The 16,817-nt window shown below is 62.6% G+C and carries 17 protein-coding genes and 3 pseudogenes; 8 read left to right on the top strand and 12 right to left on the bottom strand.

Annotated features, from left to right (window positions below; genetic code table 11):
- Positions 1-284: 284 nt before the first annotated feature.
- Positions 285-1,052, top strand: a complete 768-nt coding sequence (locus F3I62_RS19850) for a hypothetical protein (RefSeq protein WP_160491370.1) — start codon at positions 285-287, stop codon at positions 1,050-1,052.
- Between the two features lie 396 nt (positions 1,053-1,448).
- Positions 1,449-1,619: a hypothetical protein gene (locus tag F3I62_RS19845; protein WP_256667842.1), complete on the top strand. Its 171-nt coding sequence runs from the start codon at positions 1,449-1,451 to the stop codon at positions 1,617-1,619.
- 335 nt (positions 1,620-1,954) lie between these two features.
- On the opposite strand, the gene F3I62_RS19840 is transcribed toward F3I62_RS19845, so the two are convergent.
- Together F3I62_RS19840 and F3I62_RS19835 are read right to left on the bottom strand one after the other, a co-directional pair.
- On the bottom strand, positions 1,955-2,575 hold the full coding sequence (locus F3I62_RS19840) for a hypothetical protein (RefSeq protein ID WP_160491369.1): 621 nt from the start codon (positions 2,573-2,575) through the stop codon (positions 1,955-1,957).
- Positions 2,576-2,673: 98 nt separating this feature from the next.
- Positions 2,674-2,919: a hypothetical protein gene (locus F3I62_RS19835; protein ID WP_160491368.1), complete on the bottom strand. Its 246-nt coding sequence runs from the start codon at positions 2,917-2,919 to the stop codon at positions 2,674-2,676.
- A 71-nt stretch (positions 2,920-2,990) separates the two neighbouring features.
- Between F3I62_RS19835 and F3I62_RS19830 the strand changes: the two genes are divergently transcribed.
- Positions 2,991-3,350 carry a GPW/gp25 family protein gene (locus F3I62_RS19830; protein WP_160491367.1) on the top strand — a complete coding sequence of 120 codons (360 nt, stop codon included), beginning with the start codon at positions 2,991-2,993 and terminating at the stop codon, positions 3,348-3,350.
- A gap of 248 nt (positions 3,351-3,598) precedes the next feature.
- Here the strand turns inward: F3I62_RS19830 and F3I62_RS19825 are convergent.
- Positions 3,599-3,748: pseudogene (locus F3I62_RS19825) on the bottom strand (SDR family oxidoreductase); the annotation flags it as partial.
- Positions 3,749-3,823: 75 nt separating this feature from the next.
- Between F3I62_RS19825 and F3I62_RS19820 the strand changes: the two are divergent.
- A complete protein-coding gene (locus tag F3I62_RS19820) occupies positions 3,824-4,717 on the top strand; it encodes a LysR family transcriptional regulator (protein WP_160491366.1) in 894 nt (297 codons plus the stop codon).
- On the opposite strand, the pseudogene F3I62_RS20450 reads toward F3I62_RS19820, so the two are convergent.
- The 7 genes and pseudogenes from F3I62_RS20450 to F3I62_RS19790 form a co-directional block, all read right to left on the bottom strand.
- A pseudogene (locus F3I62_RS20450) lies at positions 4,685-5,957 on the bottom strand (carboxymuconolactone decarboxylase family protein). The gene F3I62_RS19820 and the pseudogene F3I62_RS20450 overlap by 33 nt on opposite strands.
- 18 nt (positions 5,958-5,975) lie before the next feature.
- On the bottom strand, positions 5,976-7,028 hold the full coding sequence (locus F3I62_RS19810) for an alpha/beta hydrolase (protein ID WP_160491365.1): 1,053 nt from the start codon (positions 7,026-7,028) through the stop codon (positions 5,976-5,978).
- Positions 7,029-7,078: 50 nt separating this feature from the next.
- The gene (locus F3I62_RS19805; protein WP_160491364.1) at positions 7,079-8,170 is read right to left on the bottom strand and encodes an alpha/beta fold hydrolase; all 1,092 of its coding nucleotides are present in this window, start codon (positions 8,168-8,170) and stop codon (positions 7,079-7,081) included.
- Positions 8,171-8,448: 278 nt separating this feature from the next.
- Complete coding sequence (locus tag F3I62_RS20370) at positions 8,449-8,775, bottom strand: hypothetical protein (protein WP_256667838.1); 327 nt, start codon at positions 8,773-8,775, stop codon at positions 8,449-8,451.
- A gap of 177 nt (positions 8,776-8,952) precedes the next feature.
- Positions 8,953-9,801 carry an alpha/beta fold hydrolase gene (locus tag F3I62_RS19800; protein ID WP_160491363.1) on the bottom strand — a complete coding sequence of 283 codons (849 nt, stop codon included), beginning with the start codon at positions 9,799-9,801 and terminating at the stop codon, positions 8,953-8,955.
- A 132-nt stretch (positions 9,802-9,933) separates the two neighbouring features.
- Complete coding sequence (locus F3I62_RS19795; RefSeq protein WP_160491362.1) at positions 9,934-10,488, bottom strand: cysteine hydrolase family protein; 555 nt, start codon at positions 10,486-10,488, stop codon at positions 9,934-9,936.
- A 45-nt stretch (positions 10,489-10,533) separates the two neighbouring features.
- Complete coding sequence (locus F3I62_RS19790; RefSeq protein ID WP_160491373.1) at positions 10,534-11,358, bottom strand: alpha/beta fold hydrolase; 825 nt, start codon at positions 11,356-11,358, stop codon at positions 10,534-10,536.
- Positions 11,359-12,123: 765 nt separating this feature from the next.
- Here F3I62_RS19790 and F3I62_RS19785 point away from each other — a divergent pair.
- Positions 12,124-12,507, top strand: coding sequence for a helix-turn-helix domain-containing protein (locus tag F3I62_RS19785; protein WP_160491361.1), 384 nt, complete (start codon positions 12,124-12,126; stop codon positions 12,505-12,507).
- On the opposite strand, the gene F3I62_RS19780 is transcribed toward F3I62_RS19785, so the two are convergent.
- Positions 12,494-13,453 (bottom strand): helix-turn-helix domain-containing protein, encoded by a 960-nt coding sequence (locus F3I62_RS19780; RefSeq protein WP_160491360.1) that lies wholly within the window; start codon positions 13,451-13,453, stop codon positions 12,494-12,496. The genes F3I62_RS19785 and F3I62_RS19780 overlap by 14 nt on opposite strands.
- A 276-nt stretch (positions 13,454-13,729) precedes the next feature.
- On the opposite strand from F3I62_RS19780, the gene F3I62_RS19775 reads away from it, so the two are divergent.
- Both F3I62_RS19775 and F3I62_RS20365 read left to right on the top strand, forming a co-directional pair.
- The gene (locus F3I62_RS19775; protein ID WP_160491372.1) at positions 13,730-14,227 is read left to right on the top strand and encodes a hypothetical protein; all 498 of its coding nucleotides are present in this window, start codon (positions 13,730-13,732) and stop codon (positions 14,225-14,227) included.
- A gap of 92 nt (positions 14,228-14,319) precedes the next feature.
- Positions 14,320-14,514 (top strand): annotated as a pseudogene (locus tag F3I62_RS20365) (LysR family transcriptional regulator); the annotation flags it as partial.
- 185 nt (positions 14,515-14,699) lie between these two features.
- Here F3I62_RS20365 and F3I62_RS19765 read toward each other — a convergent pair.
- Positions 14,700-15,734: a DMT family transporter gene (locus F3I62_RS19765; protein WP_160491359.1), complete on the bottom strand. Its 1,035-nt coding sequence runs from the start codon at positions 15,732-15,734 to the stop codon at positions 14,700-14,702.
- A 104-nt stretch (positions 15,735-15,838) separates the two neighbouring features.
- Between F3I62_RS19765 and F3I62_RS19760 the strand changes: the two genes are divergently transcribed.
- Positions 15,839-16,738 (top strand): LysR family transcriptional regulator, encoded by a 900-nt coding sequence (locus tag F3I62_RS19760; protein ID WP_160491358.1) that lies wholly within the window; start codon positions 15,839-15,841, stop codon positions 16,736-16,738.
- The last annotated feature ends 79 nt before the right edge of the window (positions 16,739-16,817 follow it).

The raw sequence follows: 16,817 nt of genomic DNA, 5'->3' as shown, positions 1-16,817 counted from the left end.
GATAGAGCAATTTTGCCAACGGCATGGGGAGGTCTCTACTTTTTCAACAGAATCGGCCAATAGCAGCCAGTCGCTGCTCGGGGTTTTACGGCCAAGAGCGGCCGGTGAGTGACAGATAATCTAGCTGAAGCGGTAGTATCTCCACTAGCTGGGTACACATATACTCTGACACTCTCACTACATATACCGCCTCACCGGCGGAACAATGGACAATCATGCGTCATGAAGGCCATCACAGAGCGCGCTGCCGAACTGGAGTGGTTCGTTGAAATGGAGAATCCGCTTTGAAGGCCACATCGCAAAGTTTCCTGAAGGCAGCCACCGTTGGATTGACTGCCCTCACCGCAGGGTGCTCCACCGTCTCTTCTGTCGTCGAAGAGGTTAACTATCCACGTGATACAGCGATAACTGTCGGCAAGTATCACTACCTCATCAACACAGAAAAATGCGCGGATGCCACCCGGATCAGCTCTGACGGCGAGATCGACTGCCGTGCTGCTGATGGGTCCAAATCGTCATCAATTACGCCATTTGCTCAGTGGCGCGTTAACTTCTTGCGCGAGCACTTAAAAACGGAATGGGGCTCTCCAGAGCACCAAGCCGTCCTGTACGACTTTCACTACAAAGGCGGCAAGGAGCGAATGGCCCAAGCTCTAGTGGGGTCCGTTCTCATGGTCGCCACCGTCGCCAACGCGATGAAGACGACTAACTACGGATCTCTTCCCACTGGGACGGGGCCACATTACGGAAGCTATCCAGAGCTAAAAAAACTATCGGTCTGGGACGCACGTCAGTTCGACATAGCCAACTGGTCGCTTAACAACTCGACACTCTACGATTTGGGCAATGGCATGCTTACGAACAGAAATGGTTTTTCAGGACGAAAAATCGGCGATTTCACCTATTACGATAATGGCCTGCGAGAGTACTCAATGGGCTCTACGTCATACTTCTCTAATGGCACGAGATCAATGCAGGTTACGGACAGCATAACGGCCTTATCTAATGGTCAAACCTGCAACAACATCTCCGGTATCCGTATATGTCGCTGAGCCTCACTGACTAGCCTGCAGGTGTTCGCCAGGGTATTGGCGCATGAGGTTCATGCGTCGCCCTGCCAACGCTGTAAGTCAGTTGACGATGCCTCCGGATGGCAATATTTCTACCATCTGTTTTTCATCTTGCGGACAAAGGTAGCTACGCATCAGTTGGTGGTCGTCGGAATTAATAATATCTGGTTGTGGCCGGAAGGCGCCTGACGCGACGGAAGGAGGTCGGCCACTTTGAGCCTGTCGCTTCAGGCGGGAGTCGGCCAGAAGCGGTCAGTCACGACAGGCAGAATCTGCCCAGGGCTGGCATTCGGCTGAATCAATATGGTGGTCTCCGATTGTTCTCCCAGACCTGCCCCCTTTGCCCCCTTGTTCCCCGGGTTGCTGGCGGTGGTCTGTGTGGGGGCTATCAACATCGAGGCCGCGCAGCCGGTGACAGTAAAAGCGCCGGACGTGACGCTGGACACCCCGCAGACCACCCTGAAGGGCAATCTGCGGGTGAATGGCAGCGTCAATGCGACTGGAACGATGATGGATGCGGGGGAGAATTCGAACCACTATTCCCCTTGAAGGGTAAGATTTGTGGCACCCAGGCTGCTACTCAACGCATTCGAACGTGTAGTTTCGATCCCAATAGTCAGCCTTGATCGTCATCCTGGCAAAGCGCTTATGTTTCAAGCATTCCGCATCTGCGAGCCTCTGCGCCTCCTTCGCATTCATCGATTGTGATTCGATCACCACATTCCTAGGGTTCGAGCTGACAACTGATGTGGTACATCCACTCAAGGCGCAGGCAATCAAGCTGATCAGTATGATTTGATGCCAGTAAGTGCAATCTGGACGCATTGGGTCGCTCCTTTGTTGGTTTGGCCGTACAAGCTATTTGCCTCCAGCTGGCCCCCTAGTTAGGGGCGATTCAGACCTTGCTGCGAAATAGCTTTTTCTAGCTCCGGCAGCCATTGTTTGATGTACTCGATGACACCTTCAAGGAAACCCCGCTCGATCGCGATACTCTCGCCGAGAAAGTTGATGTTGGATGCCTTGATGCCCTCCATTGACGCAAGGACAGGGCGCGGCTGCGACTCGAAGCGGTACGACGCCAACAGGCCCGGAGCGTGAACGATGCAGTTTCGAACTTTAACCAAGCCTTCGGTGAGTTGAATCTTGGACTCCAATCCGAGCGCAGTTTTCTCATTGAAGACGCCAAGAATGTGTACTGTCTCGTTTGTTCCGTTCGGATGCTTCGGGAACTCGAACGAGGCGCGCTTTTTTAGTGCGAGCAGCCTCCATTCTATTGTTGTGATGAGCGCGGCAAGGGCTGCGTATCGAACTCTTTGCTTCAGGCTCACTTCGAACCTGTACTCCACGTTCTCCAACTCTTGACTCCGGTACTGGGCCTCGTCGCGCGGATCATCGAACATGCCTTCGCGTTCGCGTTCGCGTCCTGCGCGCCTGAGTTCTTTTTGCTTGTTCCTGTCGATGTTGATTTCCGAGAATTTGATGAAGTCTTCAATATACCCGAGCATCGTCAGGCTATTGAGACCGAAGAATGTTTGGTGAAAAAACGCTTCGAGATCTATCGGGGCTTCATGGCGCCTACCCTGAGCGATTGGTTAGGGGGCAGCTATTCATCCTCATCCTCATCCTCATACTCGTCGTTATTATCTTCAACATAGGACTCACAACCTTCGTTAAACGAGTTCGAATTCCCGGAACAGTCATCAACATCATCGATGTCGTTGTCCTCTGCCCACTCATACCCGGCTTCGTGCCCGGAGCAATCCTCGGTGCACTCGTTGCCATAAAAGGTCTGGCCATGCGCCGCACTAACCATCCAAATGAGGTTAACGATCAAGAACATGCGATTCATACCATCCTCCTAGCGGGGATCTTTAAACCCGATTAAGAGCTCAGCGTAGTCCAAGCGGCCACCATGGGCGCATGACTACGCCCATTCCCTACACCCGCATCAACGCCGCCTACTGGCAGCCGGCCCTCGGCATGCCCGGTGAGGTGGTCGAGGGCCTGCGCGATATCGACCAGGCCATCCGCATCATCCTCACCACACCGCTCGGCAGCGATCCGCATCGGCTGGACTTCGGCAGCGATATTGACCACTACATGGAGTGGCCGAACAACCGCGTAGTGCCGCACCTGGTGCGCGAGGCCGTCGAGGCCATCCGCCGCTGGGAGTCCCGCGTGACTGTGGTTCAAGTGGTGACCGAAATTGATGCCAGCCATATCACCCTGCGGGTGCAGTGGCGCGTGGCGGACGGCGTCATTCAGGGGGACAATCGGTGACAGACCACGATATTGACGCTGCTGACCGTCAGCTCCGGGTCGATTTCAGTCGGCCCCAACAGGCAGCTAATGGCCGACTCCAGTCTGTCGCAACTGGCGACTCCCGGCCAAGACATGGCGCTCGGCACGAGGACAATAAATCCGCCCCCTCCCCCTCTGGCATCGACAGGCCGGCTGACCTCCGAGAGAAAGGCACCCAGCCACGCTGGTGAGCAAGGAGTCGAAAGGGTTTGACCATCAGCCAGGAGCTACTTGGGCGCCAGTTCACCGAACCAGTAGGCCGAGGTGACACCACCATCCATCAGGAAATCGCTGCCGGTGATAAAGGTGCCCTCTGCCCCCATCAACAAAGCAGCCACCGCGCCGACCTCATCGGGCGTGCCGGCGCGGCCCTTGGCAAAGGCAATCTAGACCCGCGCGACAGACCACACTAGATGGCACAATCGCAATGGGTTCATACCGAGGACGCATAAATGGCCGCCAATAGCTACGACCAGCTCGCGATCTTTTCAATCGTGGCCCAGGAGCGCAGCTTCACCCGCGCCGCCGCCAAGCTCGGCATGTCGCAGCCGGCCTTGAGCCGGGCCATGCGTCAGCTGGAGGAGCGCCTGGGCGTCAGGTTGCTGGCACGCACCACCCGCAGCGTTTCCCCCACAGAGGCGGGAGAGCATCTGCTGCGGGTGGTCGCCCCCCGGTTCGAGGAAATCGACACCGAGCTGGGGTTGCTCAGCGAGTTTCGCGACAAGCCGGCAGGCAAGCTGCGCATCACGGCCGGCGAGCATGCCGCGATCACCATCCTGCAGCCCGTATTGGCGAAGCTGCTGCCCGACAATCCGGATCTCAGCATCGAGATCATCGTCGACTACGGCCTGACCGATATCGTGGCTGAAGGCTACGACGCCGGCGTGCGGCTGGGCGAGCAAGTCGCCAAGGACATGATCGCGGTGCGCATCGGCCCCGACATGCGCATGGCGGTGGTCGGTTCCCCGGCGTACTTCTCCCGCTATGCGAAGCCCAAGGTTCCGCGCGACCTGATGCAGCACAACTGCATCAACATTCGCCTGCCGACCTATGGCGGCATCTTCCCCTGGGAGTTCGAGAAAAAGGGCCAGGAGCTGAAGGTGCGTGTCGAAGGCCAACTGGTGTTCAACAACATCGCCATGCGCCTGGAGGCCGCCCTCAAGGGGCTAGGGCTGGCCTACATGCCCGAGGACCAGGTGCAGCCCCATGTCGCGGACGGTCGCTTGATACGGGTGCTGGCGGACTGGTGCGAGCCGTTCTCGGGGTACCACCTCTACTACCCGAGCCGGCGCCAGACCTCGCCCGCTTTCACGCTATTTCGCGATGCCCTGCGTTACGCGGATTGATTCGCCCCCCTTCTGCGCAGCATCCAGCGCCTCGCGGGCGCGCTGGGCGGCATCGCTAGCACCCTGCTCGGCCAGTTCCTGGATCAACTGACGCAACTGCGAGGCGCTCAGGCCTACCCTCATGCTGGCGGCCATGTGCGAGCGCAGCTGCGGCTCCACCCCGGGCGTGGCGGCCAGGGCCCCGACCGTGGCCAACTCACGGCTCTGCCAGTCCAGGTTGTCGCGCTCGAAGATGGCGCCGAACAGGTGGGCCTGCAGGTACTCATTGATGACCGGAGCGAACTCGAACAGCGGGCCCTGTACGGGGGCGCCGGCGATGCGGGTCTGGTTGGCCTTGCCCACCGCCAGGAGTTCATCGCCGGTGGCAATGACGCGGCTGGGCTCGCGCCCCGGAGCGTCCTGAATACCGCGCTGCTTGCGCGCTTCCACCACCCTCATCAGCTCACCGAGCGCGTTGAGGCTGCGCGGAAAACCGGTATAGGCGTAGAGCTGCACCAGGATCTCCTTCGCTTCGCTGACGCTCAACCCCGCATCCAGCCCCTGATTCAAGGCCGCATTGAGCCTGGGCATGTCACTCACCGCCATGGCAGCCGCAATCAGCGGGATGGCCCGTTGCCTGGCGGACAGTGTCTCGGCGGTGGGTTGTGCAGCAGACATGGCTTGCGGCTCCTGGGGAGGCTGGCCGGCGTGGCTCGGCGTAATCGCCAGCCCCATCAGCATCAATGCCGCGACCCGCACGGCGGACTTGCGAGCCCTAGCGGGCGTTGTATTGATCATCGCTGACCTTCTCCAGCCATGCCACGCTCTTGCCATCCACCGCGCCGGTCACCGCCAGATGGGTCATGGCGGTCTTGGCGGCGGCCCCGTGCCAGTGCTTGACGCCCGCCGGGCAGACGATCACATCGCCTGGCTGGATCTGCTGCACGGGCTTGCCCCATTCCTGGAGCAAACCCACGCCGGACACCACCACCAGGCGCTGGCCGGCCGGGTGGGTGTGCCAGGCCGAGCGCGCGCCCGGCTCGAACGTCACATAGGCGCCGGAGGCATTGATCTCGCCGCTGGCCGGGAACAAGGGATCGACGCGCACCCGGCCGGTGAAGTAGTCGGCCGGCCCGGCGGCCGAAGCCTGGGAACCGGCGCGGGTGATCTGTTGGGCGGCCACGGCGGCATCGCTCTCGCCGGCCGCGTTGGCGAAGGGAAGCGCGGCGCATGCCGCGATCCCCAGCAGGGTCTTGTTCATGCTGACGAGTCCTCCCGATCACAGCGTTCTGGCGAAGAACGCGGTCAACTTGCCCATGGCGGCGTCCACATACTTCGGCACCCAGTAGGTTTCGATATGGGTGGCGCCCTCGATCTTGAACAGCTCCTTGTCCTGGGTGCCGCTGGCCTTGGCGAACGCCTCCTCGCTCATGTACAGGCTGTCGGCCTGGCTGCCGGCGATCAGCAGCAGCGGCCTGTCGATCAGCTCGATCTGGTTGGTGGCATCGAAGCTCATCAGGTCCAGCAAGCTGCTCATGGTGTACTTGAAGGTCGAGTTGGGGTGCGCGTGCGTCTTCCAGTAGTACTGGTAGCCCTGGCGATACAGGTCGAACGGCAACTTGGCGATCTGCTCGTCAGTCAGGTTGGCATCACCCGCATAGCGCACTTCGCCACCGGCCGCCTCCTGGGCGCGGGCCGCGGAAGCCTGCCGCAGGCGTTCCTGAATGGTGGACAGCTGCGAGTCCACGTAGCCGTTGCGCCGCACCCGACCGGAATTGAACATGCTCAGGGTGGCGATGGACTTGAAGCGCTTGTCGGTTTGCGCGGCCTTCAGCGAATAGCCGCCGCCACCGCAGATGCCGAGCAAGCCCAGGCGCGCACTGTCGACCCCGGCATACCCGGCGATGAAGTCCGCCATGCCGTGGATGTCCTCGGTGCGGTAGGCGGGCTTGTCCACGTTGCGCGGCTGACCACCGCTGGCACCCTGATACGCCGCATCCGCCGCGATGGTGATGTAGCCCCGCTCGGCCAGGTGCTGGGCGTAGAGCCCGGCGACCTGCTCCTTCACCCCGCCGTTGGGGTGCGCCACGACGACTGCGGCATATTGCTTCGCCGGGTCATAGTTGGCCGGGGTGTAGACGTTGGCGGCGATGTCCAGGCCATTGAGCTTGTAGGTGACCGGGTGGATGTTGACCTGGCCCGGCTCGTTCCCGGTGATCGCGCCTTCGTAGGCCAGGGTGAACGGATTCTGCTGGTAATCCGCCGCACCGGCCTCGCTTGTCGCCACCCCGATCATGGCCGCCATGAGGGTGGCTTTTATCGTCTGCTTCATAGAAATACTCCTGCCAATTCTGAAAGCGCGGCAAGCAAGGCCGCGCGTGGTCAATCCAGATCCTTCTCCGCGAGGAACTGCGCAACCAGGTCCGCGATCTCGACGTTGTTGAGGTCGGAGAATGGGAAGTGGCTGTTGCCCCTGATGCCGATCTCCGGCAGATGGATGAGCCTGACGTCACCGCCATGCCGGTTCACCGCATCCCGCCACAGGCGCGCCATTTCCAGTCGTGCACGCCAACTGTCCTGGGCAGGGAGGCTCACCGGCTGGGTCGGAATGTTGTCGCCATAGAAGATGACGATGGGAATGCGCGTCAGCGCTTCGAACTGCGCCTTCGGCACGACCTGCGCCGAGACCGTGTCGAACGCGCTGGGAATTGGAGCAGGCGCTTCGCCCTCCGGAAACACGAAGCTGCTGCCCGGCTCGAAGGCCACGATGGCGCGCACATGGCGGCTCTTGATCGCGGTCAGCCAGCCGGGCCCGCCCGCCTGGGAATGGGTGAACAGGATGGCCGGACCGGTCTTTTCCAGCAGGGCCGATACGCCATCGGAAACGACCTCCATGTCGTAGGGGCCGGTGTTGGGCGTCATCGAGCGGAAGAACTGCTCCTGCGCCTCCTGGCCAGGTGGAAACTGGCTTCCCTTGAAGGTTTCCGGCCACCGGCCGATGCGGAACTGGTTGAACCACATCTGCTCGTCCGCCACCGGCTTGATGGTCGTTTCAACCAGGCTGCGCCCCGCATCGCCACGGCGCGGCTGGTCGATCAGATAGGTGGTGAAACCGCGGCGCAGGAAGATGTTCTGGAATCCCTCGCGACCGTCGGCCGTCGTCTCCCAGGATTTCGCGGACTGCCCGGCGCCGTGCCACATGACGATGGGCAACGGCCGGGCGTCGAGCGGAACCTGGTAGAACGCATACACGTGATCGCCGTGGTAGCTCTGGCCATCGGGCTTGGTCGGGTTATAGGGATCGAAGACACCCGGCTGGGTGATCGCCCCTCCACCGGCAATCAGGCTGCCCTGGGCCTTGATGACCAGCGGGCTGCTCTCAGCAGCATTGACGGCGACACAGGTGCACAGAGACAGACAAAGAGTGCCCGCCTTGGCTGCGGCTATGCACTGGCGGATGATGCGCGGGGTCATGGCTTGCTCTCGCTACGAAATCGTAGAGAAGCAAGCTACTCCCCGGCTATTGATTGATAAATAGAACTAATCGGATAGCACTGATACCAGAAACGCATAGATTGAACTTGCCGCCGTGCATGCACAGCAGGTGTTTCGGGGTGCTCTGGCCAGTGCTGGCCAGCATCCGTTGCAGCCCCTTGCAACAGCTGCTTCAGCCTTGCAGCGCAACAGACCGGGAACCTGAGCGGACATGGCGACGGTCGAAGGCGAAACCGTCGCTATCCGGCCCGCAGCGGCTAGATGAACGATTGCCGAGCTAGGCCGCGCGGCAGGCGGTTGCGACCTGGCAATTGCTGCAGACGTTGCTGCCATTCGGCACGAGGTGACATAGCCGCGGACGGCTTGGCCACTGCCGCAGCGGCCACTGCAGCTTTCTCTGCCTTTGCGGCGGCTCTCAGTTCGGCAAGGCTTGGGGTCTTGCGCACCGGCTCGCTAACCCGTTTTTCCACAGAGCGAAGGCAGAGCTTGCATGAAACCTGGGCTACATCCTGGGTACTGTTCAGGCTCGATCCAGTGCGTCCGCATGCAGCATTTTCCTGGGACGCGAAGTAATGAATGACCAACGTGTTGTCTCCTGCTTTTTCGGGCGCGGGATTCTACACAGTCATTCTGCGAGGGCAACACATACCCCCACTGCAAGAGTCGCGGCTGCCGGGCAGCCTCATGGGTGGCGGAATGCGAGCATCCGGATTGGGCAACTATCGGCCAGATAGCGGACACCCCATGGCTGGAAATAGGCCCTAACTGCTCTCAACAAATGCCGCGATATGCGCCGCGCTGGCCTCGGGATACTGCGATTGCGGGCCGTGCCCGGTGCTGGGCAGGGTCAGTAATTGCAGGGTGGGCAAGGCACGATTGAGCGCGTACCAGTTTTCCACGGGGAAGACGATGTCGTGATCGCCACCCAGGTGCAGCACCGGCGTTTGCGTCTGCTTGAGAGCGTCCAGCGCCACCGGCAGCGGGAACATCGGGTTGCGCGGCCCGTCGCCGAGAAATTGCGCGGCCCAGGCAAAGGGCACCGGCGGGCAGCGCCCTTCGCTGCGCCGGGCGATGCGCTCGGCCGAACGCTGCGCCGCCTCGCGGCTGCTGGCCGAACTCGGCTCGAAGAACAGGCTGACGAAATCCTCGAAATCGTTGTCGCGGGCGGCCAGCTCATAGAACAGTGGCTCGCCGGTCTTGACCAGCGGGCCGGGCGGCGTGGTGGCGATCAGCACCAGGTGGCTGAGCAGTTGTGGCGCCTGCAACCACACCAGTTGCGCCGCCACGCCGCCAATCGACCAGCCGCCCAGCACCACGCGACCGAGCCCCAGCGCGCCAATCAGATCGATGATGTCCTTGGCCAGTGCGGCCGGGTCATAGCTCGGCTGCCCGGTGGACCAGCCGAGGCCGCTGTAGTCGAAGACATGCACGCGGAAATGCCGCGCGGCCAGCCCATCGAGGAAGGCCGGGTCCCAGTCGTCCATGGTGCCGCGAAAGCGCAGGCACAGCACCAGCGGCGTACCTGCGCCGATGACGCGATAGGCCAGGCGCCGGCCGTCGACTTCGACGAACTGGTTGGCAACGGTACTGGCGGCAGTGGATAGGTTCATGATCGCTCGCTCCGGTTCAAAGACCATTCCGATTCGTCAGCCAGACCACCCTGGCCACCTCGCCTTCCTTGGCGCCCTGCAGCATTGCTTCCAACATCGCGGCCGAAGTCATGGTCTGTTGCATAAGGCTTCCTAAAGCGCCTGCAGATACTCGGCCGTGGATATCACCGGCGCGTAGCCGAAGCTGAGCGCCGCCATAAAGGCCGCGTGCACCTGTTCGGCAGGCACTTTCACGCCGTTAAACTCCAGGTCGAGGGTAGCGCAGGCATCGTGCAGCACGGTGGTGGCGTAGCCAAAATCCACGGCAGCGCGGGTCATGCCGTCCACGCACATGTGGCTCATGTTGCCCACCACAACCACGGCCTCGATGCCGTGCCGATCCAGTACGACCTTGAGCTCGGTTTCCCGGAAGGAGTTGATGTAGTGCTTGAGCACAACCGGCTCGTTAGGCTGGTTGATCACGCTGGGGTGCAGTTGCGCGCCTTCGCTGCCGGGGCGGAAGAAAGGCGCGTCGGCGCTGGTGAACTCATGGCGGATATGCACGACAAGATCGCCGCGCTCACGGAACACGGCGATCACCTGAGCCGCCTTGGCCGCTGCGGCCTCGACCTTGCTCAGGGTCCACAGGCCACCGGGGAAGTAGTCGTTCTGGATATCCACCACGATCAGAGCTGTCTTGCTGTTCATGTGCCGGTCCTCTCAATAAGTGTTAACAACGCTGCCACCGGCCGCTCAGCTGCGCAGAAAGGCCAGCATGTCGGCGCCCAGCTGTTGTTTGTGGGTATCGGTGATGCCGTGCGGGGCGCCGCGGTAGATCACCAGTTTGGCGTGCGGCACCAGCCTGGCCGAGGCGCGCGCGGCGGCATCCACCGGGACGATCTGGTCGTCGTCGCCGTGCAGGATCAGCGTGGGGATGGAGAATTTCTTCAGGTCTTCGGTGAAGTCGGTTTCGGAGAAGGCCTTGATGCAGTCGTAGGCGTTCTTGTGCCCGGCCATCATGCCCTGCATCCAGAAGGCGTCGATCACCCCCTGGGAGGCCTTGGCGCCGGGGCGGTTGTAGCCAAAAAAAGGGCCGCTGGCGACGTCGCGGTACAGCTGCGAGCGATCGGCCAGCGAGGCAGCGCGGATGCCGTCGAACACGGCAAGCGGCAGCCCGCCGGGATTGGCCTCGGTCTGCACCATCAGCGGCGGCACCGCCGCGATCAACCCGGCCTTGGCCACCCGTGCGGTGCCGTGGCGGCCGATATAGCGCGCCACCTCGCCGCCGCCGGTGGAGAAGCCGAACAGCGCGGCACCGCGTACGTCCAGCTGATCGAGCAACTGGGCGAGATCGTCGGCGTAGGTGTTCATCTCGTTGCCGCTCCAGGGCTGGCTGGAGCGACCGTGACCGCGGCGATCGTGGGCAATCACCCGATAGCCGTTGCTGGCGAGAAACATCATCTGCGCCTCCCAACTATCGGAGTTGAGCGGCCAGCCGTGGCTGAGCACCACAACAGGACCGCTGCCCCAGTCCTTGTAATAGATCTCGGTGCCATCGCGAGTGGTGATAGTGCCCATGGTCTTGCGCTCTCCATTCTCGGGTTGCGAACGGCTTGCCGTGGGGCTACTGCCGCGCGTGCAACCGCCCAGAGGTAACAGCAGCGCCGTGGCCAGCGCGGCGGAGCCGAGCAGCAGGTGACGGCGGCTGTGGTTCAGTGGTGGTTCAGGGTGTTGTGGCATTGGCAGACTCTCCTCTGGTCGGCGACGGCGGCAAGCGCACGCGCATCAGGTTCCAGGTGCTTACCCGCTCATCGCCCTGGGCGGGGTCAGCGGCAGGGCCAGGTTGCGGACCGGCAGCCACTCGCCCTGCACCACGCTGCGGGCGGGACACTGCAGGCCGTGCGATACAGCGCGCCCTGGAAGGAGTCGGACACGTAGATTTCGCCATTGCCCGGATTGGCGGCGAGCCCTTCCGGGTAGCGCACACCGGCGGGCAACTCGACGAACGGCTCGACCTCGACCAGTCGCGGGCCCTGCGCCTCGGCCCGCACACCAGCGGCAGTCACAGCCAGAAGTGGGCTCAGGATGTCCCTGCGACACGTCGACAGCCTCATATGGCCTCCACTCGCGCCGACCTGGGTCGAGCGCTTTCGGGGGCTCGTCAGGGCGCCGAATGCCAGGGCAGCGGATGGCGAGCGATGTGTCGATGCTCGCTGCACGCGGTAGCAGGCGGCTACGTAAAATCGGCAAAAATGCCCGGCGGCGAGGACTTGCCTGTTTTACGTAGCCGCGGTGCCCGTCTCGGCGCAGCTTGTAAGCGCCGCCCTTGGCCAGGACACCGCCATGCCACCGCCAATCACGCCGCGCAAACGCGCCCGCCAGGCCGCCTACGAGTGCCTGCTGAAGCAGGTGCTGGAGGCGTTGCCGTTCGGCTGCGGGCGCACGCCGCGCCTGGCCGAGCTGTGTCGCGCGATCGGGGTCAGCGAACGCACCCTGCGCAGCGCCTTCGTCGCGACTCTGGGCATGCCGCCGGCACGTTATCTGCGCCTGCGCCGCATGCACCTGCTACGTGCCGCCCTGGCAGTCGCCGATCAGCATCAGGCCAGCGTCACGGAGATCGCCCGACGCTTCGGCTACACCGATTGCGGGCGCATGGCGGCGGACTACCACGCACTGTTCGGCGAGTATCCCAACGCCACTCTGCTGCGCGGCGTCAGCCCTGGCTAAGCGGCGGCAGCGAGCGCCGGCTGCGCAGCGACTGCGACGGCAGTTCACCGAAGTAGCGCCGGTACAGACCGGCGAAGCGGCCGAAGTCCCACACGCCGAAGCGCGCGCAGATATCGGTGATGGTCTCGCCCGCCGCCGCGCGCAGAATGGCACGGCGCATCGCGTGCAGGCGATGCTGCATCAGATAGCGGTGCGGACTCATGCCCAGGTAGCGGGCGAACAGGTTGCGCAGCGTGCGCTCCGAGGTGTTGCAGGCCAGGCACAGGTCAGCCAGGTGCAGCGGGGTATCCGGCATGGCGTCGAGCAGTTCCAGAGCGCGGCGCAGTATCAGCTGGTGGTTCTGCCGACCAGCAGCAGCGGGTTGTGCCGGCATCACCGGCAACAGGCTGCGGAACACCCGGTCCATCAGCTCGTCGCGCGCCGCACACTCGGCCGCCGGGGCATGCAGCTCCTGCGGGGCGCAATGATCGATGCGCAACAGGCGCAGCGCCAGCCAGACCAGCGCGGCCAGGTCCTGCTGGGCCAGACAGAGCAGATTGCGCGAAAGGATCGACGCGTCGAACTCGTCCTCGTGCTGCTGTGCCCAACGCAGCACCAGTTCGCAAGACATGGCCACCGTCATCCAGCTTGCCGGTTGGCTGGCGTCGATATGGAACATTGCCTCGGGCACCATCCAGCCGATCAACTGCCGATCCATGCGCCGGCCACCCAACACGGTGCACTCATGCCGGCTCAGGGGCAGAAAGATATTGAAGAAGCCTGGTAGGCCTACGCCGCTGTAGACAGTGCCGGCGCCCTCTCGGCCGAACATCAGGGCCACGCCGCCCAGCTCGACCACGCGCAAACGCCAGTCGCGCTGCTGCCGTGAACGCAGCACATAGCGTCCTTCAACCCCATACAGGGCTTCTTCGAACTCATCGAAATCGGCACAAATAAGGCGGCTCATGCCTTTCCTCCCCCAATAGCCCGAGCAGGCAATTGGTTGCCGGATGCAACGCAAAACAGTCCAGAAGTACATGCCATCCAGTGCGGCAAACCAGGTGACAGCCCTCTTTGGGCCGGTAATTGCCTGTCGCGACCGGCAGCTTCTGGCCAAAAGCAAAGGACTGGAGCACGAAAAATATACCCCCTTGGCCGACGAACCTAGGCAAGACTGAATACAATTTGTGCCCGATGACCCTAGGCCATGAACATGGCTGCCCCGTACAAGGAACTCGCCGCCATGGCCTCCCCGGATAAACAGCAAAAACGTGCCCAGCGGGCCAAAGCCAAGGCCAAGCAGAACCGTGCGGGCAAAGCCAAGGCCAATGTCGTACATCCGCTGCTGGCCAATCCGCTGGTCAACGAGCCATTCGATGATGTCGAAATCGACCTGAGCACCTTCGACTTCAAGGACATCGAAGAGAATGGATTCGACCCGGCGCACTTCGACGATTTGTTCCAGGCGATGAAAGTCGGCGAAGGCATCAGCCTGCTGGCGATGTGCCTGGTGTTCCTGCAGTACCCGGTGCTGGAGCTGGTGGTCGCCGAGGAAGCGGAAGACGCGGCCATCGACTTCATGATGGGCCTGCTGATCGCCTATCGCGGGATCTTCCACGATGAAGACGAAGACACGGCAGTGAGCTGGGTCGGCGGCGACGCATTCCAGACTGCCTACAACGAAGCCTCGATGATCCTGCAGAAGAAGTACGCTCGCAGCAGCTCAAGCGCCCAAATTTAGCCGCGCGCCGAGCAGCCACTGTTGGCAGTAGCCGCCGACCACAACGGGCTTTGGACTCATCCAAAAGCAACGGGCCACTGGCGGATCTCGACCGGCAGCGGCTGCGCATCCGTCTGCACGTGTCGCTGGCGGTGCGCTGGCTGCCGGCGAATCTGACCGATTTCTACCGGCGCGACCCGGACACGTCCCAGCCCAGCGAGACGGTGGCGACCGAGGTCGTCGAGCCTTCCAGCGACCCGACCGGCCTGAAGTTGTTCGAGGAGGCGCTGATTCCGCTCTGCGCCCCAGCCGGCCTGGACCAGATTGCCCCTGAGCTAGGCCGGCGCCCAGGCGCCGCCAATTTTCGACAGGACAGCCTCATTCGGGCGACCCGGCCCAAGCGTTCCATAGACAAAAAGACGCTCAAACATCGTCTCTACTCATCCAAGCAGAAGGGGGAAGCAGACGAGGTGGAGTACTGCAGCCACAGCACTCAATCGGTGGGCTGGGAGCCTGTCCTCGACGATCGCCCCAGCATCGGCGCAAGCAGATGCTGACCAGGCAGTTGGCCCGTGCAGGCAGCCTTGATCGGCGCGACCTCGGGTGCCTCGACCTTGGCGGCGGACAACCTGGACACGCCGAAGAGCACCAACGCCAGGCCAGCCAACTGGTAAACCGAGATGGCTTCGTTGAGCAGCAGCCACGAGGCGAAGATCGTCAGTACCGGCCCCAGGTTGCCGAAGGCCGCCGTGTGCGTCGCACCCATGCGCTGAATGGCCAGCGCCATCCAGTAGATCGGCAGCACGGTGGAAAACAGCGCCATCAGCGCGCCGTACAACCACACCGTAGCCGGCAGCGCGGCCAGCTGCTGCAAATCCGTGGTCATGCCGTAGTGGATCAGCACCATCACCGACGAGGCGCCTCCGGCCAGCCCGGCCAGGCGCATCGAGCCGACCCGCTGCACCATCACGCCGGTGCCCATGTAGTACAGCGCGTAGGTCACCGCACTGGCGAACACCCAGGCGGCACCCAACAGGATCTGGCCATTGGCGCTGTCCACCCTGACATCATGCACCAGGGCGATGCCCAGCCCGACGAAGCACAGCGCCATGGCCACCAGCATGCGCGGGGTTGGCCGTTCCCGGGTGACGGCCATCTGCAGCAACAGAACCAGCGTGGGGTAGGTAAACAGGATCAGCCGCTCCAGGCCCGCACTGATGTACTGCAGGCCATAGAAATCAAACAGGCTGGACAGGTAATAGCCGAACAACCCCAGCAGCAGGATGCGTACCCCATCTCTCGGCGCGAGTGGCGACTGTTGTTGCCCCCGGCTCAGCCAGATGAGCCAGAGAAACAGCGGCAGCGCCAGGCCCATGCGCATGGCCAGCAGCGTGATCGCATCCACTGGCGCGGCGGCATACGACAGCTTGACGAAAATGGCCTTCAGGCTGAAACCCGAGGCGCAGAGCACGGCAAAAAGAACGCCATTGCCCAGGCTGCGCCGATACAGGGAAAGCAGAACGTTCATGGGATTGGCCCGTGCAAGACATCAACATTCCTTACTTTAAAGAGAAGGCAAAGCAGCTAGAATCTCATTTTTAAGAAGCCAGCCTTCGCCAAAAGAGAAAGCCCATGCACTTCGATCTGGCTGACCTGCGCTTGATCACGGCGATCGCCACCACCGGCAGCCTGAGCAAAGCCGCCGCCACGGTTCCAGTGGCGCTGTCGGCGGCCAGCAATCGCCTGAGGCTGTTCGAGGAGCGCTGCGGCCTGGCGCTGTTCGCTCGCCACAGCGATGGCATGAGCCTGACCCCCGCTGGGCGCCTGGTGCTGGAGGCCAGCCAACGGGTGCTGCAAGAAGCCCGGCAGCTCAAGGACACCCTGGATGAACTGAACGGCGAGAGGCGCATCACCTTGCGCCTGGCCGCCTCCACGGTTGCCAACAGCACCTTTCTGCCTGCCGCACTCGGCCCCTTCCTGGCCGACTATCCCGAGGTCGATCTGCAATTGACCGAGCAGAACAGCAAGGACGTTTTGCGCGCCGTGCAGGAAGGCGAAATAGACATCGGAGTGTACGACGGCAACCTACCCACCGGCGGCCTGCTGTCACTGCCCTTTCGCGATGACAAACTGGTGCTGCTGGTGCCACGGGACCACTCGCTGGCCGGCCCGCAGCCTACCCATCTGCGCGACGCCCTCAGTTTCCCCTTCGTCTGCCTCCCCGCCGAACGCGCCATGCAGCGCTTCATCGAAAGCATGGCGTTGCGCAATGCCATGCCGCTGAAGGTGCGCGTGCGGGCGCCAAGCTTCGACGCCATCGCCCAGCTGGTTGCCCAGAAGGCTGGCGTGGCCATGCTGCCGGAAGCCGCGGCAACCCGCCTCGCGCAGGAACTGCCGGTGACGGTGGTGGCACTGAAAGACACCTGGGCAACCAGGGAATTGCGGATTTGCCTGCAGACCTGGGACGCCCTCTCCTCCCACGCCCGCCAACTGGTCACCTACCTGATGGATGAAAGAACCAGCCCGGGTTAGCCGGCACCCGCCCTTGCGGCAGCTGGCACAGGGGCGCACCGATCCAAAGCCCTGGGCAGGTCATGCATTGCTCATGAAA

It is taken from the genome of Pseudomonas sp. R-28-1W-6 (genome assembly GCF_009799925.1).
Lineage (GTDB): Bacteria > Pseudomonadota > Gammaproteobacteria > Pseudomonadales > Pseudomonadaceae > Aquipseudomonas.
The sequence above is the reverse complement of the archived record's forward strand: the minus strand, read 5'-3'. Positions and strand labels throughout refer to the sequence as shown.